The 25,731-nt window shown below is 66.2% G+C and carries 24 protein-coding genes; 7 read left to right on the top strand and 17 right to left on the bottom strand.

Going from position 1 to position 25,731, the window contains the following annotated elements; all coding sequences use genetic code 11:
* Position 1 precedes the first annotated feature (1 nt).
* The 4 genes from ACLQ3I_RS08260 to ACLQ3I_RS08245 are packed head-to-tail and all read left to right on the top strand — an operon-like array spanning position 2 to position 5,275.
* The gene (locus ACLQ3I_RS08260) at positions 2-1,519 is read left to right on the top strand and encodes an NAD-dependent succinate-semialdehyde dehydrogenase (protein ID WP_425801166.1); all 1,518 of its coding nucleotides are present in this window, start codon (positions 2-4) and stop codon (positions 1,517-1,519) included.
* A 42-nt stretch (positions 1,520-1,561) separates the two neighbouring features.
* On the top strand, positions 1,562-2,752 hold the full coding sequence (locus ACLQ3I_RS08255) for a M24 family metallopeptidase (RefSeq protein ID WP_425792424.1): 1,191 nt from the start codon (positions 1,562-1,564) through the stop codon (positions 2,750-2,752).
* Positions 2,753-2,793: 41 nt separating this feature from the next.
* Complete coding sequence (locus ACLQ3I_RS08250) at positions 2,794-4,044, top strand: PLP-dependent aminotransferase family protein (RefSeq protein ID WP_425801164.1); 1,251 nt, start codon at positions 2,794-2,796, stop codon at positions 4,042-4,044.
* Between the two features lie 22 nt (positions 4,045-4,066).
* A complete protein-coding gene (locus ACLQ3I_RS08245) occupies positions 4,067-5,275 on the top strand; it encodes a M20 family metallopeptidase (protein ID WP_425801162.1) in 1,209 nt (402 codons plus the stop codon).
* An 83-nt stretch (positions 5,276-5,358) separates the two neighbouring features.
* Here the strand turns inward: ACLQ3I_RS08245 and ACLQ3I_RS08240 are convergent, their stop codons facing one another.
* The 4 genes from ACLQ3I_RS08240 to ACLQ3I_RS08225 form a co-directional block, all read right to left on the bottom strand.
* A complete protein-coding gene (locus ACLQ3I_RS08240; RefSeq protein ID WP_425792421.1) occupies positions 5,359-6,747 on the bottom strand; it encodes an MFS transporter in 1,389 nt (462 codons plus the stop codon).
* A gap of 84 nt (positions 6,748-6,831) precedes the next feature.
* A complete protein-coding gene (locus tag ACLQ3I_RS08235) occupies positions 6,832-7,545 on the bottom strand; it encodes a GntR family transcriptional regulator (protein WP_425801160.1) in 714 nt (237 codons plus the stop codon).
* A gap of 18 nt (positions 7,546-7,563) precedes the next feature.
* Positions 7,564-8,067 (bottom strand): DUF3830 family protein, encoded by a 504-nt coding sequence (locus ACLQ3I_RS08230; protein ID WP_425792419.1) that lies wholly within the window; start codon positions 8,065-8,067, stop codon positions 7,564-7,566.
* Entirely contained in the window at positions 8,064-9,488 is a 1,425-nt protein-coding gene (locus tag ACLQ3I_RS08225; RefSeq protein ID WP_425801158.1) for an amidase, read from the bottom strand. The genes ACLQ3I_RS08230 and ACLQ3I_RS08225 overlap by 4 nt, the downstream gene beginning before the upstream one ends.
* Before the next feature lie 92 nt (positions 9,489-9,580).
* On the opposite strand from ACLQ3I_RS08225, the gene ACLQ3I_RS08220 reads away from it, so the two are divergent.
* Entirely contained in the window at positions 9,581-10,321 is a 741-nt protein-coding gene (locus tag ACLQ3I_RS08220; protein ID WP_425792822.1) for a maleate cis-trans isomerase family protein, read from the top strand.
* Here the strand turns inward: ACLQ3I_RS08220 and ACLQ3I_RS08215 are convergent.
* From ACLQ3I_RS08215 to ACLQ3I_RS08160, 12 genes are all read right to left on the bottom strand, one after another.
* Positions 10,284-10,976: a response regulator gene (locus tag ACLQ3I_RS08215; RefSeq protein ID WP_425792417.1), complete on the bottom strand. Its 693-nt coding sequence runs from the start codon at positions 10,974-10,976 to the stop codon at positions 10,284-10,286. The two genes, ACLQ3I_RS08220 and ACLQ3I_RS08215, sit on opposite strands and share 38 nt — an antisense overlap.
* Positions 10,973-13,552 carry a DUF4118 domain-containing protein gene (locus ACLQ3I_RS08210; RefSeq protein ID WP_425801156.1) on the bottom strand — a complete coding sequence of 860 codons (2,580 nt, stop codon included), beginning with the start codon at positions 13,550-13,552 and terminating at the stop codon, positions 10,973-10,975. Before ACLQ3I_RS08210 ends, ACLQ3I_RS08215 begins: the two co-directional genes overlap by 4 nt.
* Positions 13,553-13,588: 36 nt before the next feature.
* Entirely contained in the window at positions 13,589-14,221 is a 633-nt protein-coding gene (locus ACLQ3I_RS08205) for a potassium-transporting ATPase subunit C (RefSeq protein ID WP_425801154.1), read from the bottom strand.
* Between the two features lie 4 nt (positions 14,222-14,225).
* On the bottom strand, positions 14,226-16,271 hold the full coding sequence (gene kdpB, locus ACLQ3I_RS08200) for a potassium-transporting ATPase subunit KdpB (protein ID WP_425801911.1): 2,046 nt from the start codon (positions 16,269-16,271) through the stop codon (positions 14,226-14,228).
* 281 nt (positions 16,272-16,552) lie between these two features.
* Positions 16,553-18,364, bottom strand: a complete 1,812-nt coding sequence (gene kdpA, locus ACLQ3I_RS08195) for a potassium-transporting ATPase subunit KdpA (RefSeq protein WP_425801152.1) — start codon at positions 18,362-18,364, stop codon at positions 16,553-16,555.
* A gap of 1 nt (position 18,365) precedes the next feature.
* Positions 18,366-18,464 (bottom strand): potassium-transporting ATPase subunit F, encoded by a 99-nt coding sequence (locus ACLQ3I_RS08190; protein WP_425792412.1) that lies wholly within the window; start codon positions 18,462-18,464, stop codon positions 18,366-18,368.
* A gap of 407 nt (positions 18,465-18,871) precedes the next feature.
* A complete protein-coding gene (locus ACLQ3I_RS08185) occupies positions 18,872-19,273 on the bottom strand; it encodes a PPOX class F420-dependent oxidoreductase (protein ID WP_425792411.1) in 402 nt (133 codons plus the stop codon).
* A 5-nt stretch (positions 19,274-19,278) separates the two neighbouring features.
* Positions 19,279-20,034, bottom strand: a complete 756-nt coding sequence (locus ACLQ3I_RS08180; protein WP_425801150.1) for a maleate cis-trans isomerase family protein — start codon at positions 20,032-20,034, stop codon at positions 19,279-19,281.
* A 76-nt stretch (positions 20,035-20,110) separates the two neighbouring features.
* The gene (locus ACLQ3I_RS08175; protein WP_425801148.1) at positions 20,111-20,491 is read right to left on the bottom strand and encodes a PPOX class F420-dependent oxidoreductase; all 381 of its coding nucleotides are present in this window, start codon (positions 20,489-20,491) and stop codon (positions 20,111-20,113) included.
* 8 nt (positions 20,492-20,499) lie between these two features.
* Complete coding sequence (locus tag ACLQ3I_RS08170) at positions 20,500-20,643, bottom strand: hypothetical protein (RefSeq protein WP_425801146.1); 144 nt, start codon at positions 20,641-20,643, stop codon at positions 20,500-20,502.
* A complete protein-coding gene (locus ACLQ3I_RS08165; RefSeq protein WP_425801144.1) occupies positions 20,640-20,876 on the bottom strand; it encodes a hypothetical protein in 237 nt (78 codons plus the stop codon). Before ACLQ3I_RS08165 ends, ACLQ3I_RS08170 begins: the two co-directional genes overlap by 4 nt.
* 34 nt (positions 20,877-20,910) lie before the next feature.
* A complete protein-coding gene (locus ACLQ3I_RS08160) occupies positions 20,911-21,522 on the bottom strand; it encodes a DNA-3-methyladenine glycosylase I (protein ID WP_425792407.1) in 612 nt (203 codons plus the stop codon).
* 142 nt (positions 21,523-21,664) lie between these two features.
* On the opposite strand from ACLQ3I_RS08160, the gene ACLQ3I_RS08155 reads away from it, so the two are divergent.
* Entirely contained in the window at positions 21,665-23,299 is a 1,635-nt protein-coding gene (locus ACLQ3I_RS08155; protein WP_425801142.1) for a dihydroxyacetone kinase family protein, read from the top strand.
* 30 nt (positions 23,300-23,329) lie between these two features.
* Here the strand turns inward: ACLQ3I_RS08155 and ACLQ3I_RS08150 are convergent, their stop codons facing one another.
* Positions 23,330-23,977 carry a TetR/AcrR family transcriptional regulator gene (locus ACLQ3I_RS08150; RefSeq protein WP_425801140.1) on the bottom strand — a complete coding sequence of 216 codons (648 nt, stop codon included), beginning with the start codon at positions 23,975-23,977 and terminating at the stop codon, positions 23,330-23,332.
* A gap of 143 nt (positions 23,978-24,120) precedes the next feature.
* On the opposite strand from ACLQ3I_RS08150, the gene ACLQ3I_RS08145 reads away from it, so the two are divergent.
* On the top strand, positions 24,121-25,665 hold the full coding sequence (locus ACLQ3I_RS08145; RefSeq protein ID WP_425801138.1) for an MFS transporter: 1,545 nt from the start codon (positions 24,121-24,123) through the stop codon (positions 25,663-25,665).
* Positions 25,666-25,731: the final 66 nt, after the last annotated feature.

The raw sequence follows: 25,731 nt of genomic DNA, 5'->3' as shown, positions 1-25,731 counted from the left end.
CATGACCGCCACCATCTCCCCCACCGCTGCCGCCCAGGTGATCTCGCGCATCCACACCGACCTCTTCATCGACGGCCGATGGTCGCCGGCCGCTTCCGGCGCCACTTTCACCGTCGAGAACCCGGCCACCGGTGAGGCGCTCGCCGAGGTCGCCGACGGCAGCGCCGACGACGCCCGCCGCGCCCTGCAGACCGCTGCCGACCACCAGGCTGCCTGGGCCGCGACCTCACCGCGGTCGCGGAGTGAGATCCTCTACCGCGCCTATCAACTCATCATCGACCGCACCGACGAGATCGCATCAGTGATGACCGCCGAGATGGGTAAACCGTTCGCCGAGGCACGTGGCGAGGTCGCCTACGGCGCCGAGTTCTTCCGGTGGTTCGCCGAGGAGGCCGTCCGCATCGGCGGCGACCACACCGTCACCGGCGACGGCGCCAACCGCGTCGTCGTCAGCAAGCAGCCCGTCGGCCCGTGTGTCCTCGTCACGCCGTGGAACTTCCCACTCGCCATGGGCACCCGCAAGATCGGGCCCGCGGTGGCGGCCGGTTGCACGATGGTCTTCAAGCCCGCCGAACTCACCCCGCTCACCGCACTGCTGCTCACCGAGATCCTCGCCGAAGCAGGACTTCCCGACGGCGTCCTCAACGTCGTCACCACCTCCGATCCGGGAACCGTCGTCGGCGAGTGGATGACCTCGGGCAAGGCCCGCAAGGTCAGCTTCACGGGCTCCACAGAGGTCGGCAAGATCCTGCTCGGTCAGGCGGCCGGCACGGTGATGCGCACGTCGATGGAACTGGGTGGCAACGCACCGTTCATCGTGTGCGCCGACGCCGACGTCGACCGCACCATCGAGGGCGTGATGGTGGCGAAGATGCGCAACATGGGGCAGGCGTGCACCGCTGCCAATCGGATCTTCGTGCACCGCAACGTACTCGACGAGTTCACCGAGAAACTGAGCGCCCGGATGAGCGGCCTCGTCGTCGGCGACGGCAGCCAGGACGGCACGCAGGTCGGTCCGCTCGTCGAGGAGAAGGCTGTCGACAAGGTGACCGCCCTCGTCTCCGACGCCGTCGAGCGTGGCGCCCGCATCGTCTGTGGCGGCGAACGTCCCGACGGCGCAGGCCACTTCTACCCGCCGACCGTGCTGACCGACGTCGACGCCGCCGCCGACCTCATGCACACCGAGATCTTCGGCCCCGTCGCCGCGATCATCCCATTCGGGACCGACGGCGCCGACGCTGCCGCGGGGTCCTCCGACGACCAGGAGGTCGTCCGGCTCGCCAATGACACGCCCTGGGGCCTGGTCGGCTATCTCTTCACCCGCGACATCGACCGCGCCGACAGGCTGTCGACCCAGCTGGAGGTCGGTATGGTCGGCGTGAACACCGGACTCGTGTCGAACCCGGCCGCACCCTTCGGCGGGGTGAAGCAGTCGGGTCTCGGACGCGAGGGCGGCCGCCTGGGAATCGAGGAGTTCCTGGACGTCAAGTACATCGCCCGGCCCATCCCGACGCCGTAGCGTCGCCGTCCCCACCCAGATCAACCAGACAGGAGACACCGGATGTACCTGGGCGCTCAGCTGTTCACCGACAGCGAGTACGAGCAGCGGCTGACCCGTGTCCGCGAAATGATGGACCGGCAGGGACTCTCGGCGATCATCGTCACCGATCCGGCGAACATCTTCTATCTGATCGGCTACAACGCGTGGTCGTTCTACACCCCGCAGATGCTGTTCGTGCCGATCGACGGCGAGATGGTGTTCTTCGCCCGCGAGATGGATGCGCATGGCGCACACCGCACCACGTGGCTGGGCGAGGATCAGATCGTCGGCTACCCGGAGAGTTACGTGCACCGGCCGCACGTCCATCCCTTCGACTGGGTGGCCTGGGCGCTGCGCCAGCGGTTCCTCATCGCACCGGCCTCCAAAGGCTCGGTCGGACTGGAGATGGACTCACACTTCTTCTCCCCCAAGGCCTATCGCGCGCTCTACAACGCCATCCCGGAATGGAAGCTCGTCGACAACTTCGAGTTGGTCAACTGGGTGCGGTCGGTGAAGTCCGATGCCGAGGTGCAGCTCATGCGGCAGGCGGGGATGGTCTGTTCGGAGGCGATGCGCGCCGCGATCGACACCATCGATGTCGGTGTCCGCCAGTGCGATGCCGCGGCGGCCATCTCGCAGGCCCAGATCACCGGCACCGACGACTTCGGCGGCGACTACCCGGCCATCGTGCCGATGATGCCGACCGGCGCGGCGGCCGACACCCCGCATCTCACCTGGCATCAGGGCACCTTCGTCGAGGACGAGGCCGTCGTCATCGAGCTGACCGGCGCGCACAAGCGGTACCACTGCCCGCTGGCCCGGACGGTGTCACTGGGGAAGCCGTCGAACGATCTCGACTACGTCGCGAACGCGACCGCAGAGGGCCTCAACAACGTACTGGACACGGTCCGTCCCGGGGTGGCGACGCGGGAACTCGCATCCACCTGGAACTGGACCCTCGCCAAATACGGGCTGGAAAAGCCCTCGCGCCTGGGATATTCGATCGGTATCGGATATCCCCCCGACTGGGGTGAGCGCACCATCAGCATCCGGACCGAGGACGAGACGATCCTCGAGACCAACATGACCTTCCACATCGTCTGCGGAATGTGGATGGACGACTACGGTTTCGAGCTGTCCGAGTCCGTCCGGGTGAGCCCGACCGGCGTGGAGACGTTCACCAGCTTCCCACGCGAACTGATCCGCAAGTAGAGATCCACAAGCCCCAGCACCGATGAATTGAGGTGACCACGATGACCGCCACCACCGAACCCACCACCCACGATCTACGACGATCGGCGCCCACCCTGCCACTGGCCGGACGAGCCAAAGACCTGGTCGGGTCGATGATCGATTCGTCGACGTCGTTGCTGGCAGCGCAATCCCACGACATCGTGCGATTCGCCATGGGCTCGCCGGCCGACGAGGCGGTACCCGCGGACGAGTTCCGACAGATCGCCGGCGAGATCCTCGACAACTCGTCGTTCACCTACGGCGCCACCGAGGGCGAGCCACGCCTGTTGCAACTGCTCGTCGACTATCTGGCGACCACGCCGGACCCGTCGAGCCATGAGCGACTGGTCATCACCACGGGCGGCATGCAGGGACTCGACCTCGCGTGCAAGCTCTTCGTCGATCCCGGCGACCTGGTGATCGTCGAGTCACCGACGTATACCAACGGCAGCGCGACGGCCCTCTCCTACGGAGCACAACTGCTCGAGGTCCCGGTCGACCAAGACGGCATGCAGGTCGACGCGCTGGAAGATCTCGTCGCGCACACCCGCCTGACCCCCAAGGCCATCTACACGATCCCCACCTTCCAGAACCCGTCCGGCGTCACGCTGTCCGAGGAGCGACGGCGTGAACTGCTGCGGCTGGCACATCAGTGGGGCTCCATGATCATCGACGACGATCCGTACGGCCTGCTGCGGTTCGCCGGCACCGACGTCCCCACCTTCCAGACGCTGAGCCCGCAGGACCCGCTGGTGTTCTCGGTGCGCACCTTCTCGAAGATCCTCGCACCGGGCTGGCGGGTCGGCTGGGTCGACGTCGATCCCTCGTTGCGGCAGTTGCTCATCAACGGCAAGCAGGCCATGGACACCTGCACCAACGTCCCCAATCAGCACATCGTCGCCGAGTACATCGCGCGCGGCGGTCTCGAGGACCATCTGGCCGAGATCCGAACCCTCTATCGTGAGCGCAAGGAGGCGATGATCGACTCGATCCGCCGCCACCTCGGCGACCGCGTCGACACCACCGACCCCGAGGGCGGCTTCTTCCTGTGGGTGACACTGCGCGAGGAGTTCGCCGAGATCGACACCCGCGAACTGTTCGAGGTGGCCCTGGCCGACGGCGTGGCCTTCATCCCGGGTCCCGCGCTGTCGCCCGGCGGCCGGTTCCGCAACGCGCTACGGCTGTGCTTCGCCTCGAGCACCCCGGAGCGGATCGACGAAGGTATCCGCCGCTTGACCACGAGCCTCGAGAAGATGGCTCATACTCCATGAGTGATCGAACGACGACCAACGGATGAAAGGTGATGCGGTGTCGCTGACCGAGGCAGAGGCCGGCGTACTCTCCCACATCAACGCCGACACCATCGCGACGCTCACCGCGTCGCTCGTGGAGGCCTCCAGCGAGAACCCGGGCGGTACCGAGGGCGCCGCGGTCGATGTGCTCCAGAAGGCCTGCCGCTCGGCCGGCTTCACGGTGAGCACCCACGACGTGGCGCCCGAGCGCCCGAACCTCGTGGCGACGCTGCCGGCCGGCGACGGCCCGGGCCTGATGGTCCTCGGCCACTCCGACGTCGTCCCGGCGGGACCCGGCTGGACCTCCGATCCGTATCGCCCGCGGATGTCCGACGGGCGGATCTACGGCCGCGGCACGACGGACATGAAGGGTGGCCTGGCCGCGGCGGTGGTCGCGATGCAGGCGCTGTCACACGCGTCCGCCTACGGGGCCGACCTGTCCGGCCCGGTCCAACTCGTCTGCACCGTCGACGAGGAGGAGCACGGCATCGGCGTCCGCGACTTCGTGACCCGGCAGGCGGAGCATTCCTTCGCAGGATGCATCGTCGCCGAACCCACCGACATGGCCGTCGTCCGTGGCTGCCGCGGCGCCTCCTACATCGAGATCGACATCACCGGCCGTGCCGCGCATTCCGGCCGTCCGGCCGACGGTCGCAACGCCATCGAGGCTGCCGCGTCGATCGTGGATCTCATCCGGCTCGACCACCGACAGCTCGCGATGGACGCCGACGACCTCCTCGGTTCGGGAACCTGGAACGTCGGCACGATCGAAGGCGGACAGGGCATCTCGGTGGTCGCGCCGATGTGCCGTCTCGGTATCGATCGGCGCCTGATGCCCGACGAGAACCCGCACCACATCGCCGAGCGGCTACGCGCGGCGATCCGGGAGTCGGCCATCGACACCGACGGTGTCACCGTGGACGTCCGGGTCACCATGGAGATGCCCGGGTTCGCGACGCCCGCCGACCATCCACTGGTGGCCACCACGGTATCCGCGGTCACCGACGCCGGCCGGACCACGTCGGTGGGCGGCTGGAGCGCGGCCTGCGATGGCGGATTCGTCCACCGCGATCTCGGGATTCCGGCAATCGTCTTCGGCCCCGGCGACATTCACGCCGAGGCCCATCAGCCCGACGAGTCGGTGCTGATCGCGGATCTGGAGAGCGCCGCACGCGCCTACGCACTCACCGCGTTGCGTCTCCTGCGCTGACAACAGTTCCCGCTCCCCCGTTTCGTTCGCGCGTACTCGGTCGAATGCGCGGGAACGGAATGAGGGAGCGGGAAGGTTGAGCGTCAGCGACCGGGTTTCATCCCCTGCAGCATCCGGAAATCATTTTCCTTGCTGGGCGTCTCGGTGCCCCGGATGGACACGCCCGCCGTCTCCTTCAGGAACACCATCGCCACCAGTCCGATTGCGCAGGCGCCCATCATGTACACCGCCGGGAACAGATTCCAGCCCGTGTGCTCGACCACCGCATCGTTCACCAGTGGCGCCGTGCCACCGAACGCAGCGGTTGCCACGTTGTAGGAGATCGCGAACCCCGCGTACCGGACCTGCGTCGGGAACATCGCCGGGAAGGTCGCCGAGATGGTGGCCAGCTGCGGTATGTAGAGCAGACCCAGGATGACGAAACCGACAATCGCCCAGGCGAATCCCTGACCCATGAGCCAATACAGTGGCAATGCCAGGATGAACAGGCCGATAAGCGACCCCCACCACATCGGTTTTCGCCCGGTGGAGTCGGACCAGCGCCCGAAGAACGGGATCATCGCCATCATCGCGACCTGCCCGATGAGCACGACCACGGAACCCGACGTCTCGGACAGCCCGATCGTGTCCTTGAGGTAACTCGGCTGATACGCCAGCAGCGTGTAGTTCACCACGTTGAGCGCGATGACCATCCCGAACATGACCAGGATCGGGTGCCAGTAGTTGGTGAGCAGATCCTTGAACCGGGTCCAGGCACTGCCCTTGATCTCGTCTTCTTGCTCGAGCTCCTGGAACACCGGGGTGTCCTCCATCTGCGACCGCAGATAGAGACCGATGAGACCCATCGGCAGAGCGATCAGGAACGGGATGCGCCAGCCCCAGGTCTGCATCTGATCGTCGCTGAGCAGCAACTCGAAGAGCAGGACGATCGCGGTACCGGCGCTGAAGCCGGCCAGTGTGCCGAATTCCAGGAACGAACCGTATCGCCCGCGCTTCTTGTCCGGCGCGTATTCCGCCATGAACGTTGCGGCACCGCCGTACTCTCCACCGGTGGAGAATCCCTGGATCACCCGCAGCAGGATGAGCAGGATGGGTGCCCACACCCCCGCCACCGCGTGGGTCGGCAGCACACCGATGAGTGCCGTGGCCCCCGAGATCAACAGGATCGTCATGGCCAGAACCGATTTGCGACCGATACGGTCACCGATCGGTCCCCAGACCATCCCGCCGAGCGGACGGAGGACAAAGGAGATCGCGAAACCCAGCATGGTGCCGATGCTTCCGAGATCACCGGGGAAGAACGCCTCGGTGAGATATGTCGCCGTGGCGGCGTAGACGCCGTAGTCGTACCACTCCGTCGCATTGCCGATGGCGGATGCGGCGATCGCCTTGCGGAGGAGTGATCTGCCCTCCGGCGACTCCGGATCCGGGGCGAGTTCTTCGTACGTCGCCGGTGAGGATGCCTCAGTCATCTGTGCCTTCCTGAAGGAATTCTTTCGGCCAGTTGTCTTCTAGCTCAACTCACATCGGTGGATAGAGATCGGTGAAGCAGTGGATCAGGCGGTCGAGACGGCCCCCGATGACTCGTCTGCACCGACCAGTCGGTGCAGACCATCCTTCATGTGTTCGATCATCAATGTGTCAGCCGCCGTCGCGTCCCCCGACGCTATGGCGTCCACCAATGCCTGGTGCTCGTCGATCCGCTCCTTCCCCGATGAATATGTTCCCCGCATAGCGCGCAAGCACATCCGCGTTTCCACCAGAATAGTCTCGTGGAGACGTGAAAGTCGCTGACTATGCGCATGTTCCACCAGAATCTGATGAAACTCCATGTCTGCCTCGGCCATTTCGGCACTGTTGGGATCGTCGATGAACCCACGCATCCGCGACACTGCGGCATTGAGGTCGTCGATGGCTGCCTGATCACCGCTGACGATCACCTGTTCGATGGCCGCCCGCTCGATCGCCGTCCGCGCCACGTACATGTCGCGGATGTCGTCCTCCTCCATCGACACCACGAACAATCCGCGGTTGCGGTGACTGACCAGCAGCCCCTCGGCGGTCAGTCGCTGCATCGCCTCGCGCAACGGTCCGCGGCTGACCCCGAGGTCGGCCGCGAGGCCGGACTCGGTCAACTGCGAGCCAGGCGGGAAGTTACCGCTCGCTATCGCGTCGTGCAACTTCCGGGCGATGATCGCAGGTGTCGACTCCTGCACCAGTGGTGTCAGAATTCTCTTCCGCCCTTGGCTCTTGTCCTGCGAAACACTCATCGACATTACCTCTAGTTCTTACCCTGATGCACGCGCATAGGACAGTACTTCGCCCCGGGCTCCGCCCATCCAGACGTCGTTGCAGGCCGCGGCGAATTCGTCGAGGCCGGAGACAATGGTCGCGAAGACGTTGCCCGGAACCCACCCGACATCGCCATTGACCAGCAGGTTGTTGCGTCCGTAGAACACCGCGAGATCGATGAGCATCTGATGCTCGCCCGGCGCGGAACCGGACTCGTACCCATACGCCGGATTGGTCAGCACTCCGTCAAAGGTGAAGTAGCAGAGGTCTCCCGGAATGGGCGTCACCGTGGTGTTCTCCGGTCCCGGCTCGGCCGGCGCGAAGGATGGAAACAACGCGTAGATCTCATTTCGGGCAAATTTCCCGTGATACACCTGTCCGCCGAGAGGCAGGGCGTCCCAGACCGCGGCGGCGGTGCGGGGCGCTTCGTCGTCGAGCAGACGTGCCACGGCCGTGACGTTGCGCTGCTCGAGGCGGACGGAGATGAACCGGTCGGTCATCGAACTCCTTCCAGGGTGGCGAATCGCGCCGCGGATTCGTAGGCCGCGGCAATGCGCAGGACCATGTGGTCGTGATGTCGGGCTCCGACGATCTGCAACCCGGTGGGCAGACCCGACCCGTCGTCGGTGTCGTCGAATCCGCTCGGCACCGTGATCGCAGGCTGTCCGGTGAGATTGAACGGATAGGAATACGGTGTCCACGACGTCCAGTCGGGACTTTCGGAATGTGCCGGAACATCAACGCCCGCTTCGAAGGCCACCGTCGGCATCGTCGGGGTGACCAGCGCGTCGAACTCCTCGTGCAGCTTCCCCGTCTCCACGCCCATCGACATCCGCAACGCGGTGGCGTCGAGGTAGTCGGCGGCGGTGAATCCGCTGTGCCGCAACAGAGCCTGCCGGAGTCCAGGGTCGATCTTCTCCATCCCGCCGGGCCCGAACGCGCGCACCACCACCTCGGCACCACTGAACCACAGGATGTGATAAGCCCACGCCGGGTCCTCCCACTGGAGTTCCACCACGGTGACGTCGGCGCCGAGATCACGAAGTGCGACCACTGCGGCGTCGGTGTTCCGTTGGACGGCAGGATCATTCGATCCGAACCCGAGTGTGGAACTGTAGGCGATCCGCACACCGACGAGGTCGGCCGGCGCCTGCGCCAGCAGATCGGCCGTCCGCTGCGTGGGCGTGGGCATCGCCGACCAGTCACGTGAGTCGAAGCCGCTGAGCACGTCGAGCATGGCCGCGCAGTCGCCGACCGTCCGCGTCATCGGTCCGGCATGGGCGAGCGTCCCGAACGGGCTTGCCGGGTAGAGCGGGATGCGGCCGTAGGTCGGTTTGAAACCCACGATGCCGCAAAAGGATGCCGGGATGCGGATGGAGCCACCACCATCGGTGCCCACCGACAGCGTGCTGAGTCCCGCAGCGACCGCGGCCCCGCTCCCGCCGCTGGAGCCGCCGGTCGTCCGGTCGGTGTTCCACGGATTGCGCGTGACGCCGCATCGCAGGCTGTCGGTGACACCCTTCCACCCGAACTCGGGCGTGGTCACCTTGCCGAGCAACACGGCGCCCGCCTCACGCAATCGGGCGACCGCGGGCGCATCGACCGCCCAGTCGAGGTCATCCGGCTCGATCAGCTCCGAGCCACGCAGAGTCGGCCATCCGGCGGTCAGCAGGAGGTCCTTGATGCTGACCGGCACACCGTCGAGCGGCCCCAGCAGACGACCTGCTGCATACCGCTGCGCCGAGGCACGTGCGTCGGCCAGCGCCAGATCGGCGTCGACCAGGCAATACGCATTGATCGCGGGGTTCCCGGCCCCGATTGCATCAAGGTGTTCGGCGGCCACCTCCACCGGCGACAACTCGCCGGAGGAGAATCCGGACACCAGGTCGGCGGCGCTGGACCAGCGTGCGGTCGTTTCCATCAATTCCTTCGGCACATCTCGGCGTTCTTGGTAGATTGTTGACAATCTACTCGGGAGGTGCACGGGTGACAACCAGAACGCCCACAGTCGTCATGCTGTATCCAGGACACGCCGCGGAGGACGATTACCCGCTCGCCGAGAGCGCTCTAGGTGGTGCGGCGTCGTTGCCGGTGATCGTCACCGACATCGAGTCCGACGACCATACGGTCGAGGCGATGCGAGCGGTCGGGGCCGGGCATCGACTTCTCGACGGGGCGCGACAGGCCGCGAAACACCACCCGGATGCGCTGATGTGGGCTTGCACCTCCGGCAGCTTCCTGTACGGCTGGACGGGGGCGCATGAGCAGGTCGCCGAGATCTCCGATGCCACCGGACTGCCGGTGTCCTCGACCTCGCTGGCGTTCGCGGCCGCATGCCAGGAGCTTCGGGTCACCTCGGTCGCCGTGGCCGCGACCTATCCGGCGGCCGTCGCCGACGGATTCAGCACGTTCCTCGCCGATGCGGGCGTCGCGGTGGTGTCCGCGGCGGCGCACGACATCGAGACGGCAACCGAGGCCGGCTCGGTCGACGGGGACAATCTTTTCGAGATGACCCGAGCCGTCGACACCGACGACGCGGAGGCGATCCTGCTGCCCGACACCGCATTACACACGATAAGTTGGATCGACGACCTGGAAAGCGACCTCGGCAAACCGGTGCTGACGGCCAATCAGGTCACCATCTGGCAGGCACTCCGGCTGGTCGATCGACAGGTCCACGCCGAGGGGCTGGGCCGGCTCTTCCGCGATGCCGGCGTCACCGCACGAAGCGGTACCCCATCCCCGATTCGGTGAGGAGGTGCTTCGGATTCGTCGGGTCGTCCTCGAGTTTGCGACGCAGACTGGCCAGATAGACCCGGAGATAGTTGGTCTGCGTGACATACGTCGGACCCCATACCGCCGTCAGGATCTCCCTCTGTCCCACCAGCTTTCCTTCGTTTCGCACGAGGATCTCGATGATCCCCCACTCGGTCGGTGTCAGGTGCACCGCCGCACCATCCCGTGTCACCGACTTCGCCGCCAGATCGACGACGAACCCCCCGGCGTCAACCACCGGGGTCGCGGAACCGTCCACCGAGGCCGCACCGCGTCGCACCGCCGCACGTAGGCGGGCCAGGAACTCCTCCATGCCAAAGGGTTTGGTGACGTAATCGTCTGCGCCGGCGTCCAGTGCGGCCACCTTGTCGGCTGCGTCGGTACGGGCCGAGAGCACGATCACCGGAACATTCGTCCATCCTCGCAGGCCCTCCAGAACGGTCAGGCCGTCGAGGTCGGGCAGACCCAGATCGAGGACCACGACCTGCGGGTCCGTCCGTGCGGCAGCCATCAGCGCGTCGGTTCCGTTCGACGCCGTGGTCACCGCGAATCCCCGGGCGTTCAGATTGATCCGCAACGCGCGCACCAGTTGTGGCTCGTCGTCGACCACCAGCACCCGGACGTGCGCGTTCATCGGGCCGCGTCCACATCGATCCGATCGTCCGACATCGGTAGCGAGACCACCATCGTGGTCCCTCCGCCGGGCGTCTCGGCCGCCTCGAGGGTTCCACCGATCGCGGTGACGAAACCGCGTGCCACCGACAGCCCGAGCCCGACCCCCGACGACGCACCGTTCCGATCTCCGTACTGGTGGAAGGCGGTGAACACCCGGGCACGCTCGTCGACGGGGATGCCCGGACCATGGTCGACGACCCGGATGACGCACCGCGGCCCGTCATCTCCGGTTCCGCCGGGTGGGGTGGGTTCCGCCGACGAATCGTTCGCGCTGCCGATCCCCGCGGACACCGACACCTCACCGCCGCCATGGCGTACCGCGTTGTCGATCAGGTTGGCCAGGGCCCGTTCGAGTAGCCCGGCATCGGTGTAGGCCCAGGCGTGTTCGAGTTCCACGGCCACATTCGGCGAGTCCGGATCTCGCCGATACACGGCAGCCATCGCCCGGTGCACGACCTCGGCCAGGTAGGTGCGATGCAGTTCGGGCCGCACCGCGCCCGCCGCGAGTCGGGAGGAGTCCAGCAGGTTGCCGACCAGCGCGGCCAGTTGATCCACCGATTCCTCGACAGTGGCGAGGAGTTCCGAGGTGTCCTCGACGCTGAAGGTGACATCGGTGCTGCGCAGACTCGAGACCGCGGCCTTCGCCGCCGCCAACGGGGTACGCAGATCATGACTCACCGCCGACAACAGGGCACGCCGCAACTCGTCGGCATGTGCGATCGCGGTGGCCTCGGCCGCCTCGGCCTCGAGCTGATGTCGTTGGACGGCACCGGCCGCCTGGGTCGCGACCGTGGTGAGCACCCGCCGATCGCGACCGCCCAGTTTCGGCCCGGCCAACCACAGTTCGTACTCCCCGCCGGGGACCGGACAGATCGTCACGGCATCATTCTCGACGACCGGTGCGTTCGCCCCGACATCCGAGGCCACCTCGATCACTCCTCGGTCCCGACGACGGATCAGCGCCACCCCCTCCTGGTCGTATGTCTCGCGGACCCGTTCGAGCAGGCCGGGCACGTCAGCACCGCCGAGTACCGCGCTGGAGAACAGCGACAGCAGCTCGGCGTCCCGCCCGGCCCGCTGCGCCTGGACACGTCGTGTCGCGGCCGAGTCCACCAGTGCGGCAACGGCGATCGCGATGATCAGCATCACCAGGATGGTGATCAGGTTGTCCGGCTCGTCGATCGTGAACGTGAAGCGGGGGTCGGTGAAGAAATAGTTGAGAAGCAGGCCCGACACCACCGCCGACAATGCCGCCGGCCCGATGCCGCCGAGCAGCGACACCGCCAGCACCGCGACGAAGAACAGCGCCGACTCGCTGGCGAACCCGAGCCAGCGGTCGAGCCACACGAGGATCCCGGTCACCACGACCGGGACGACGACCGCGGCCAGCCAACTCAGGGGGCGGTGGAAACGGGTGTCGCGGATGTCGAGGCGGTTGCGCCGACGCGTCTCCTCGTGCGTCACCATGTGCACGTCGATGCGACCGCTCTCGCGAACCACGCTGGTACCGACACCTTCGTCCAGGATGCGCTGCCACCGTGGTCGTCGGGACGTACCCAGGACGAGCTGGGTGGCGTTCACCCCGCGCGCGAAGTCGAGCAGCGTGGCCGGGATGTCGTCGCCGACGACGGTGTGGATCTTCGCACCGAACCCGGCGGCGAGCTCGCGGAGGGCGGCCATGTCGACGGGTGCATGATCGGCGAGCCCGTCTCCACGAACCACGTGGACGACCACCAGGTCGGCGCTGGACCGGGAGGCTATCCGGCTGGCGCGGCGCAACAACGTCGACGATTCCGGCCCCCCGGTGATCGCGACCGCCACGCGCTCGCGGGTTTCCCATGTGTCGGTGATCGCATGCGCGGCACGGTAATCTGCCAGATTGTCGTCCACCTGGTCGGCCAGCCACAGGAGCGCGAGCTCGCGGAGGGCGGTCAGGTTCCCCTGCCGGAAGTAGTTCGACAGTGCACCGTCGATCCGCCCGCCCGGGTAGACCTTGCCGGCGATCAATCGTTGCCGGAGAGCTTGCGGTGCGATGTCGACGAGTTCGATCTGATCCGCGGCCCGGACGACGTCGTCGGGCACGGTCTCACGCTGGGTGATCCCGGTGATCTGCGCGACGACGTCGTTCAGACTCTCGAGATGTTGGATGTTGATCGTCGAGAGGACATCGATACCGGCGTCACGGAGTGCTTCGATATCCTTCCAGCGCTTCGCGTTTCGCATTCCCGGCGCATTGGTGTGAGCGAGTTCGTCGACCAGTGCGACCTGCGGCCTGCGGGCGAGGACCGCGTCCAGATCCATCTCCGCCAGGACGGTGCCCCGGTACTCCACGTCTCGCCGGCCGATGACCTCGAAGTCTTCTACGAGCGCTGCGGTGGCCGCCCTTCCGTGTGACTCCACCACGGCGACAACGACATCGGCGCCATCGTCGATGAGCCCACGGGCGGTGGCGAGCATCTCGAATGTCTTGCCAACGCCCGGAGCGCAACCGAGGAAGACCTCGAGTCGTCCCCGAGCATCACCTGCCGCGGCCATGTGGACCAGTGTATCGGCCGGCGACCGGATCGCGGGTCATCGGTGACATGACGGTGCCGTTAGGCCCAGCGCGAGGTTGACCTTCACGACGTTGACCCGGGACTCACCGAGGAAGCCCCACTGCCGTGTACTGGTGTTCTGGTCCACGACCGCCCTCACATGCTGCTCGGACATGCCGTTCTGGCGCGCGACCCGCGGCACCTGCAAGGTCGCATATGCCTGGCTGATGTCGGGATCCAGGCCGGATCCGGAACCGGTCACCGCGTCCGCGGGCACGGCCGACGGGGCCACGCCCTCGCGTCGGGCGATGATGCTGCGCCTCGCATCGATCCATGCCTTCAGGTCCTCGTTGCCCGGGCCCTTGTTGCTCGCGGCCGACGCGGCCGGATTCCCGGGCGCCATCGGGTCGTCGGCTGAGCCCAGCACCCGCGCATGCAGATACGGATCCGGCCGCCCGGGCGGCACCTGTGGGTCGATACCGATCAACGACGAACCGACCGCGCACCCGCGCGCATCGACGAGTTGAGAACCCTCTGCGGAGCTTGCGCCGATGCGGGAAACCGCCCACACCGCCGCCGGATACGCGACGCCGAGCAGCACCGTGAGTGCAAGGAGCACTCCGACTGCCGCGACACACTGGCGCGCGAGGCCTGACACGACCGTTTTCACCGGACTACCCCATTCCCGGGAGAAGACGCACGACGAGATCGATCAACCAGATCCCGAGGAATGGTGTGATCACTCCCCCGACGCCGTAGATGAGCAGATTGCGGCCCAGCAACCTCGATGCCGAGGACGGGCGGTAGCGGACGCCGCGCAGCGACAACGGGATCAGGGCAACGATGATGAGCGCGTTGAAGATGACCGCCGAGACTATCGCCGATTGAGCCGAATGCAACCGCATGATGTTGAGCGCATCCAGTTGCGGATAGATGCCGCTGAAGAGCGCCGGCAGAATGGCGAAATACTTGGCGAGGTCGTTGGCCAGCGAGAATGTGGTCAACGCACCACGGGTGATCAGCAGCTGCTTGCCGATCGCGACGACGTCGATCAGTTTGGTCGGATCGGAGTCGAGGTCGACCATGTTGCCGGCCTCTTTCGCCGCCGACGTCCCGGTGTTCATCGCCAGCCCGACGTCGGCCTGGGCGAGCGCCGGAGCGTCGTTGGTGCCGTCCCCGGTCATCGCCACCAGGCGGCCGCCGGACTGTTCGGTACGGATGAGTGCCAGCTTGTCTTCCGGCGTCGCCTCCGCGACGAAGTCGTCGACGCCGGCCTCCGCCGCTATCGCCTGCGCGGTCAGCGGGTTGTCGCCGGTCACCATCACCGTCCGGATGCCCATCGCACGCAGCTGCGCGAACCGCGCGGCCATCCCCGGCTTCACCACGTCCGACAACCGGATCACGCCGAGCACGCGCGCCACGCCCTCATCCCCGCCGACAGCAACCGATTTCTCGCCGACAGCAACCTGTTCCCCGCCGACAGCAACGCGTTTCTCTGCGACAGCACCGCGGACTGCCACCACCAGAGGCGTCGCGCCCGCCGACGACACCAGCTCCACCTCCTCGAGCACCGCAGCGGGAACCGTCCCACCATGGCCGCACACCCACCGCACGACGGCGTCCGCCGCACCCTTGCGGTACTCGACCGTGCCGCCACGTCCGGGCACGTCGATGCCGCTCATGCGGGTCTCAGCGGTGAAAGCCACCGCCTCGTATTCCGGATGTTCACGCGAGCCCGCGGCCGCCACCGACGAACCGTCGAGCGCCTCGATGCCGTACTCACGGATGCACAGGTCGACGATGCTGCGGCCCTCTGGTGTGTCGTCGGCCAGACTGCACCGATACGCAACGTCCGCGAGTTCGGCTGCCTCCACACCGGGCGCACCGATCAGGTCGGTCGCACGCCTGTTGCCGAAAGTGATGGTCCCGGTCTTGTCCATCAGCAGGGTGTCGACGTCGCCGGCCGCCTCCACGGCCCGTCCCGACATGGCGAGCACGTTGCGCTGCACCAACCGGTCCATACCGGCGATCCCGATCGACGACAGCAGGGCCCCGATCGTGGTCGGGATCAGGCATACCAGCAGCGCGATCAGCTTGATCGGATCGGGCGACTGCCCGGCATATTGCTGCATCGGACCGACCGCGACGACTGCGAGCAGAAAGATGATCGTGAGACTCGTCAGCAGAATGTCGAGCGCGATCTCGTTCGGCGTCTTCTTCCTGGAAGCCCCTTCCACCAACGCGATCATCCGATCGACGAAGGTCTCGCCGGGCGCCATGGTGATCCTGACGATGATCCGGTCCGACAACACGACGGTGCCTCCGGTCACCGCAGAACGGTCCCCGCCGGATTCCCGCACCACCGGGGCGGATTCGCCGGTGATGGCGGATTCGTCGACTGTGGCGATCCCCTCGACGACGTCACCGTCACCGGCGATCACCTCACCTGCCTCGACGACGATGAGATCGCCGATCCGCAACGCGCTACCCGAGACCTCGGTGATGGACCCGTCCACCCCGGTCCGGCGGGCCACGGTGTCGCGCTTGACCTTCCGCAGGCTGTCGGCCTGGGCCCGACCGCGTCCCTCGGCGACCGCCTCGGCCAGGTTGGCGAACACCACAGTGAACCAGAGCCACACCGCCACCGACCAGGAGAACCAGCTGGGCTGCCAGATCGCCAGTGCGGTCGTCACGATCGCGCCCAGATAGACGACGAACATGACCGGATTGCGAGCCTGGGCACGAGGGGTGAGTTTCCGGACGGCCTGCGGGATCGACGCGATCAGCCGACGTACATCGAACGCTCCGGCCGTCACGATCTCTGTTGTGTGTCCCGCGTTCTCCTTGGCCGCGCCATCCGGCCGTCCACTCTCCGAGGCCCGAGCCCCCGAGCGCCTCCGCCCGTCCCCTGAGGAGCGAGCCTGCGAGCGTCCCCCGTCCCCTGAGGAGCGAGCCTGCGAGCGTCTCGAAGGGTCCCGATCATTTTCCACCACAGGATGATTCACAACAATGCCTCTGCAATCGGCCCCAGCGCAATTGCCGGGAAGAAGGTGAGTCCGGCGACCAGCAGAATCGTGCCGAGGAGCAGCACGGCGAACATCGGCCCGTGGGTCGGAACCGTCGATGCGTCGGACTGCGCTGGTGCGGTGAATGTTTCGGACCGAGCAGCGGTCAGGGTCGACGCACCTCCGCCGACTGTCGAGGTGGGCTCGACCGGACCACCGGCCGCGACGACACGATCACCGACCGCTCCGTCCCGCGATCGCGGACGTTGCATCCCGAGCCGTCCCGCCAGCGCCAGCACGAAGATGATCGGCAGAAAGCGGCCCAACAGCATCGCGAGACCCAAGGATGTCTGGAACCAGTCGCTGGTCACCGACAATCCGCCGAAGGCGCTGCCGTTGTTGTTCGCGGCCGAGGCGTACGCGTACAACACCTCGCTGAACCCGTGGATCGACCCCGGGGTGCCCGGATCACCGCTGGTGCCCTGGAATCCCGTGGTGGATCCGAGGATAACGGAGATCGCGGTCCCGGAGAGAACGAGCGCAGGCATCACCAGGACGTACAGCGCGGCCAAGGTGATCTCGTGTTGCGCGACCTTTTTACCCATGAACTCCGGGGACCGCCCGACGAGCAGGCCGCCGACGAACACCGTGATCACCGCCATCACCAGAATGCTGTACAGTCCGGCCCCCACTCCGCCGGGCGCAACCTCGCCGAGCAACATGTTCCAGAGCAGTGCACCGCCACCGGCCGCGGAGAAACTGTCGTGCGCGGAGTTCACCGCGCCGGTCGAGGTGCCCGTGGTCGAGACGGCCCACAAAGCTGACGCCGGAATTCCGAATCGCTGCTCCTTGCCCTCCATCATCGCGCCCGCGGCGTTCGAAGCAACTCCACTGGTACGTGATTCGAAGATCCACACGACCGTGAGCATCGCCGCCCAGATGGTCGCCATCACACCCAGCAAGGTGTGACCTTGGCGCCGGTCCCCGACCATCGTGCCGTAGGTTCGGGTCAGACACACCGGAATCACCAGCAGCGCAAGGATCTCCACGACATCGGACAGCGGTGTCGGATTGGAGAACGGATGCGCCGAGTTGGCCGACAGGGTTCCACCACCATTGGTCCCGAGTTCCTTGATCGCTTCCTGCGATGCGAACGGCCCGAGCATGCTGTGCGCCCGCTGCCCGTCCAGCGTGGTGAAGTCGAAGCCGGTCCGCAGTGATTGGACCGCGCCCTGAGTGAGGAGGATGATTGCGACGATGATGCTCAGTGGCAACAGGATTCGGACTGTGCCGCGCACCAGGTCGACCCAGAAATTGCCGATCTGGCCGGTGCCGCGCCGATTGGCGATGCCACGGACGAGCGCGATCGCCACGGCCATCCCGACCGCCGCCGACAGGAAGTTCTGCACCGCCAGACCGAGCATCTGGGTGAGATTGCTCATCACCACCTCGGGCGAATAGGACTGCCAGTTGGTGTTGGTGACGAACGAGATCGCGGTGTTGAAGGCCATCGACGGCGAGACGCCCGATTTGCCATCCGACCAGGGCAAAATTCCTTGAATCCGTTGCAGAACATAGACAAACACGAACGAGATCAGCGAGAATCCCAGCACCGCGAGGGCGTATCCCACCCAGCTCTGTTGCCGTCGCGGGTCGATTCGGCCGATTCGGTAGAGGAGCCGTTCCCCTCGGAGGTGGCGATCCGAATCGTAGACCCGGGCCATGTAATCCCCGAGGGGGACGTACAGAGCGCCCAGCACGATGATCACCAACGCCAACTGAAGGAGGCCGGCTGCTGTCACGGACATGTCAGAACCTCTCCGGAACGATGAGCGCCACCAGCAGGTAGATGACGACCGCGGCGGCCAGTACGACGAGGAGTACGTTGATCAGTCCGTCGGCGGTCATCGGCCCGTCCTCGCGTCGATACCGCGGACCGTCATCAGGCACACCACGAATCCTGCAATCGCCGCGAGCAGATACAGCAGATCAGCCACTTCGACTCCGCTTTCCAGTGTCGATGCCACGCAGCAGTTTCTGCGTGGCCCAACTGTCAGAATCGCCCTCGATCGCAAGCGGCGACAGAGCCCTTAACGGAATCCATACGGCGCGCACCAACTTCTTGACGGCGCCCATGCGCGCACCGCACGCACCACCCACACCCCCTACGCAACCGCGACGGTTCCCGTCATCCGCGACGGCATTTCGGGGGCGCGGATGACGGGAACCGTCGCGGCTGGGGTGTGAGGGGTGTGAGGGGTGGGTTGGGTGGGGAGAGTTGGGTGGGGAGAGTGGGGTGGGGTTAGGGGGTGGGGTTAGGGGGTGGGGGTTATGGAGAGGCCGACCGTCCCGCTCTTGCCGCGGCGCAGGAGGCTGCCCTTGACCGTCAGCCACCCGAGAATCCCGTACTTGCCGATGATCAGGCCACGGACCTTCTCGGTGCCGGCGTCGTCGAGGATCTCGGCGGTGCCGCTCACCGGTTCGCCGGTGGTCTTGCGACCGCGTGCATCGCAGGCCTGCACGACGACTCGCGGGTCGCGGCGGATGCGTTTGACCTTCCACGAATCCGTGGCGGTCCACATCGTCAGTCGCTCGCCGTCGATCGCCGCCCACAGTGGCGTGGCCACCGACGTGCCGTCCTTGCGAAAGGTGGTCAGCTGCACGTACTTGGCCTTCGCCGCCTCGCCGAACGGCGTCTCGGAACTCTGATCGGTCACACGGGTCAGGCTACCCGGGCGAACAGCGATTGCCCGTCGTTCACCGACAGCGACTCCGCCGCGACACCCGCCTCAGCCAATGTCGCCCACGCCGTGACCTGATTCGCCGACAACACGGGCTTACCCAGTTCGGCCTCCATCACACCCAGGACGTCGTAGGTCCAGAGATTGGTGCAGGAGACAAAGATCGCGTCGGCGTCGGGGTGATCGGCGGACCTGATGAGATCGCAGGTGACCGCATACGGGATCGTCCAGATCTCGTGATCACGACCGAGCCCGGACTGGGCGACCACGCTGCGCCCGGATTCGGACAGAAAGTCGCACAGCAATCCGGTGAGTGCGGACGTGTACGGGGTCGCGACCGCGATCCGCCCGATCCCCATCACGTCCAGCGCCCGAACCAGCGCCTCGGAGGTGGTCACCGCTGCAGGCGCACCGGCCGCCAGCATGCAGTGGGAGAGTTCCTGCGCACCGGCCATGCCATAGACAAAGCTCCCCGAGGCGCAGGCGTAGCCGAACGCCCGCGGTCCCACCGCCAGCACGCTGCGTACCGCTGCGGCGATCTCGGAGTGATTGTTCAGGTCACGGCAGAGGTCGACGTCGACGGGAGCCTCGAGGAAGCCGGTCCTGGTGAAGTACAGCGACACCGAGTCGGGCATCCACCGCCACAACTCGCGGTCGAGAGCCATGTCGAAGGGACACACCATCCCGATGCCCACCTGCTGTTGCGGTGGGTTACCTGGGAATTCGACCGGCTTCATGAAGGAATGATGACATATTGTCAGATTGTCGACAATTGGGCCGCAGTGACGTTTGTGTTACGGAACGAGCCGCAGGTCAGGACCCGATTCCGTAGGCGATGACCCGCTCGGGGTGAATCCGGATCAACGCATCGTCCATGCCCGTGCCGGATGATGTGCCACCGACGACCTGCTCGCCACGCCCACGCATCTCCACCATGCGCACCCGCCATGGTGTGACCGACGCGATGTCGTCGACGACGAAGGCGACGCGGTCGTTGTGCACGAGATTGCGGAACTTCCGACTCCTGGTCAGGTTGTACCCGCCGATGTCGATGGTGCCGAGTTCTCGATTGATCCGGAAGCCGACCGGACTGTTCTGCGGCGCACCGTTCTGGTCGACGGTGGCCAGGCGGCCGAGCCGCTGGGTCCCGAGATACTCGAGGACATCGGCGTTCATCAGTTCGGTGTCGTTCATCGTCGGCCTCATCGGGTCGGCAGGGTGTCGATGATCGGGGTGTTCTGGGCGGCGGCCGGCCACCATCGGCCGTCCCGCTCGACGAGGACGTACATCGCCATCTCCGAGAAGCCCCCGTCGAGCGAATTGCGTCCGATGTGCGCGACGATCACACCGGGGCGGGTGCGATTGTCTGCACGACCTCGAAATTCGAGGCGGGTGCCACCCTCGCCGGCATCATCTGACGATGGATCGAATTGAGTGGTGAATAGCCCTGCAGGACCTGGCCTTTAGGCGTTCCCCAGAGGATGTCGTCGGCGAGACCGTGCTGCAGGCGGCCCCGCAGTTCTTCCACCACGGCGCCGGTGGAGACTGTCTCGTCGTTCAGGTTCGGTGGCGTGCCCATGTGGCCGACGCTAAGACCTCAAGTCCACTTCAAGTCAAGGATTGCTGGGCGAGGGACGTCGGATCGACGACCGTGCCTGCGCCACCAGTGACCGCGTCGCGCACTCGTGGGCGTGATCGTTGACGATGCCGCTCGCCTGCATCAAAGCGAACATCGTGGTGGGTCCGACGAACTTCCAGCCGCGCTTCTTGAGGTCCTTGGACAACGCGACCGACTCGGGTGATGTGGTCTGGGTATGCGGTTCCGGTTCCGACTCCGGCTCGTAACGCCAGAAGTAGGCCGGCAACGAACCCTCGTGCTCGATGAGTTCACCGGCGCGCCGGGCGTTGTTGATCACGGCCTCGATCTTGCCTCGATGCCGGATGATTCCCGCGTCGCCGAGCAGCCGCGAGATGTCCACGTCGCTGAATCGCGCGACCTTTTCGATGTCGAAACCGGCGAACGCCGCACGGAAGTTCTCCCGCTTGGTCAGGATGGTGCGCCAGCTCAGACCGGCCTGGAATCCCTCCAGCGCAACCCGCTCGAAGAACGCGTCGTCACCGTCGAGCGGAAAACCCCACTCCTCGTCGTGGTAGGCCGTCTCCGGCTCCACGGCGGCCCAGCCGCACCGCGTCACACCGTCGTCGCCGGTGATCACAAACGACATGCGCAACTCCTCGGTTCGGTCGACATCCGCACCCTACCGCCGCTCTCCGACAGTCGCGTCCGTCCGCCGGCCCGTCCCACCGCCGGCCGAGTAGCGGTGACGAAGGAGTCGCGTATCGAGGCCCCCGACCTACCCTGGAGACGTGACCCCGCATGAGTACGTCCTCAACAGCCCGGACACCTTCATCACCGACGCGCTGCGCGGTTTCGTCGCTGCTCACCCGTCGATCGCGTGGCAGCCGGACCCCGGCTTCCTCCACCGACGCGACGTCCCGGAAGAACCCCGGGTCGGGGTGATCTCCGGCGGGGGATCGGGTCACGAGCCGATGCACTCGGGGATGATCGGCGCGGGCATGATCGACGCCGCGTGCCCGGGCCTCGTGTTCACCTCCCCCAACGCCCTGCAGATCGCCGGCGCCACGCGCTGGGCCGACCAGGGCAACGGCGTCCTGCACATCGTGAAGAACTACACCGGCGACGTGATGAACTTCCGGATCGCCCGCCACATGCTGCGCGACGACGTCGCGACCGACCACATCATCGTCGCCGACGACGTGGCCACCGAATCCGAAACGGGTCCGGGCAGACGCGGCACAGGCGCCACCATCATCGTCGAAAAGGTGTGCGGCGCAGCCGCAGCGCGTGGTCACGATCTCGACCACCTTGCCGAGATCGGACAGCGCACCGCCGACAACGCACGCAGCATCGCGGTCGCCTATCGAGGCTGCACAGTGCCCGGCGCCGGCGCGCTCACCTTCGAACTCGAGCCCGACGAGATGGAGTTCGGCGTCGGTATCCACGGTGAAGCCGGTGAGGAACGCACCACCCGGGTGGGTGCGCGCGAATTGATTTCCCTTATGCTGGAACGAATTTCGGAGTCCTTGGGCCTACAGAAAGGCGAGCAGGTCATCTGCCTGGTCAACGGACTCGGCTCGGCACACCCGCTGGAACTGTCACTGGTGTTCGGTGAGGTCGCCGCCGAGCTGGATATCCGCGGCATCGCCGTCGAGCGATCGATGGTCGGAACGTTCGTCACCGCCCTGGACATGACCGGCTTCTCGATCACGCTCGTCCGGCTCGACGACGAGGTCCTGTCGCTGTTCGACGACGAGACCGACGCTCCTGCATGGCCATCGACCATTGCGCGTGGCCGCCCCACGGTCTCCGACATCACGTTCGCCGAACCAGACGACTCCGCCGCCGACGGCACGGAATCCGGGTGGCTCTCCGATTTCGTCGGGCGTGTGCTGGACTCGATCGACGATCTGACGGCCCTCGATCAGCAGGCAGGCGACGGCGACTTCGGCACCAACATGAAGGCGGCGCTCGGGCACTTCGATCTGCCACTGCGGGGGACCGATGCCGAGATCCTCACCGCCATCAGCACGTCGTACCTCGTGCGCGCGGGCGGCACGTCCGGCGCCGTGTTCGGCGTGTTGTTCCGTGAACTGGCACAGGCTTTCGGAACAGCGGACCACATCGCGAGCGCTCTACGCGAGGGGACGGCAACGGCGCTTGCCGAGATCAAGGATCTCGGCGGCGCCGACGTCGGCGACAACACGGTGGTTGACGCTCTCAGCCCTGCCGCCAGGGCGCTGTCGGACGAGGAGTCGCTGTCCGCCGTCGCCGACAAGGCCCAGGAGGGCGCCGAATCCACCAGGGACACCACCGCTTCCAAGGGGCGAGCGAGTTACGTCGGTGAGAACGCGCGTGGCGTGGTCGATCCCGGTGCGCTGGTGATCTCGTGGCTCTACCGAGCCGCGGCCGAATCGGCCTGATCTCGCCTACTCGCGCAGGCGGGCACGCGCTCAGACGTTCTTGACGACTTCGCGGAATGTCTCGTAGGTCGCCGCCAGGGTCTCCGCAGCGACTGCCGAATCGGCGAGAGCGCCCGCCTGGTCACATCGCCAGGCGTCCATCGAGAGGTGCATGAGCGACATGTACACCGCGACCACCACCCGCACCCGGCCGTCCTCGGCGGGCAGTTCCATCCGCTCGGCGACCTTATCGGTGATGTTCCGGAACTTCTTCTCGGCAAGTTCGGTGTTGCGGCCGCTCACCGACGGCGCGCTCTGGATGATCCGGTTCATGGTCTCGAATCGGGTCAGATCGACAGAACCAGTCGGACACTCGCCGCAGAAGATCTGAACCTGCGCGTTGACCAGCGCCTCGAAGGGGTTTCCGGTCCGCGGCTGCGCGTCGAGGGATGCGGCCATCGCGGCGATCATGTCCTCGGCCGGCGCCAGGATGACGTCCTCTTTGGTGGCGAAATACCGGTTGAACGTACGCGGCGAGATGTCGGCCGCGTCTGAGATCTGCTCGACAGTAGTCGACTCGAAACCCTGCGTATCGCACAGATCCAGAGCCGCGGCTATCAGCCGGTCGCGCGTCTGCAGCTTCTTGCGTTCGCGAAGACCGGCCTTGAGCTGGCCTGTTCGGGATTCAGCAAGGGTCACGACCAGATTGTAACTCTTCCGGCCAGATATTTCTGCAGTCTGCGCCAATTGACTGATTCAGTATTTTGTCTCTTGACGACTTCTGTCTGGCTCTGCCACTATTGCCAGGCACCGATACTTCACCCCTCCGGATCGAGGACCCCTTGACCACATCGGACACTGCTCTATCGCGAGATCTCCCTGACTCCGCACCCGCATCCCCGCCTCCGGCACACTCACGTCGCTGGTGGGCGCTGGGCATCATCGCCCTGGCCCAACTGATCGTGGTGCTCGACGCCAGCATCATCACGATCGCCCTACCCTTTGCCCAATCCGACCTGGACATCTCCGATGCCAATCGCCAGTGGGCGCTCACCGCGTACACGCTGATGTTCGGCGGACTCCTGCTGCTGGGCGGCCGGATGGCCGACTACCTGGGGCGCCGGCGGATGTTCCTGATCGGGCTCGCCGGTTTCGCCGCGTCGTCGGCGATGGCCGGATTCGCCTGGGACGGCATGTCATTCTTCGCCGGACGTGCCCTGCAGGGGGTGTTCGCGGCAATGCTCGCGCCCGCGGCGCTGTCGCTGATCACCGTCACCTTCACCGAACATCGCGAGCGGGCCCGCGCCTTTGCGGTCTACGGTGCCGTGTCCGGTGGCGGCGCCGCGATCGGCCTGATCGCCGGCGGCGCTCTCACCGAGTTCTTCTCCTGGCGCTGGACCCTGTTGATCAACACCCCGATCGCGATCGTCGCCGCGATCGGCGGACTGGTCCTGGTGATCCGGGACGTGCCGTCCAAACGGACGGGCCACTACGATCTCCCGGGTGCGGTGACCGTCACCCTGGGGCTCGTCAGCCTCGTCTACGGATTCACCAGAGCAGCTGAATCCGGCTGGGGCGCACCATCGACCATCCTGTTGTTCGCGGCCGCCGCAGCGCTGTTGGTCGCATTCGTGATGATCGAGCTGAGAAGCGCCAGCCCTCTGCTCCCGCTGCGTATCCCGGGTGACCTGAACCGCGGTGGGGCCTATCTGGTGGCGTTCATCGTCCCGACCGCCATGTTCGCGATGTTCTTGTTCTTGAGCTACTACTTCCAGAACACGCTGGGCCACACCCCTCTGCAGGCGGGTGTCCTGTTCCTGCCGTTCCCGGCGGGGATCATCGTCGCGGCCGCAGCGGCCAGCTCGCTGCTCCCCCGGTTCGGGCCGCGGCCGCTGATGATGGCCGGCACTCTGTCCGGCACCCTCGGCTACCTCTACCTGGCGCAACTGGATTCGGACTCGACGTGGCTGGCACACATCCTGCCCAGCGAGCTCCTGATCGCCCTCGGGATGGGCCTGGTGTTCGTCTCCATGCAGTCGGTGGCCTTGCACCGTATCGACGAAAAGGACGCCGGTGTGGCCAGCGCGCTGGTCAACACCTCCCAGCAGGTCGGCGGCTCGGTCGGCGTTGCACTCCTGAGCACGATTGTGGCGCAGGTGTTGTCCAACGACAGCCGCAGCGCCATGGCGCTCGATCCGACCACCCGACAGCCTGTTCCGGTGAACCCGGCGGGCTTCATGTCCGCGAGTATCCACAGCTACGACGTGGCCTTCTATTGCGGCGCCGGGTTCATGTTCCTCGCGTTCCTGGTCGTCACCGGCATGATCCGGATGGGACGACACGAGTTGGGCGACGAAACGCAGAATGCGGCGGTCGTCGCGGCCTGATCGCGGGCACACGCCACTGACGGCGGCCGAGAACCCCTGCACCATGTCGGTGCAGGGGTTCTCGGT

It is taken from the genome of Gordonia sp. DT101 (genome assembly GCF_049844895.1).
In the GTDB taxonomy this organism is placed as follows: domain Bacteria; phylum Actinomycetota; class Actinomycetes; order Mycobacteriales; family Mycobacteriaceae; genus Gordonia.
The sequence above is the reverse complement of the archived record's forward strand: the minus strand, read 5'-3'. Positions and strand labels throughout refer to the sequence as shown.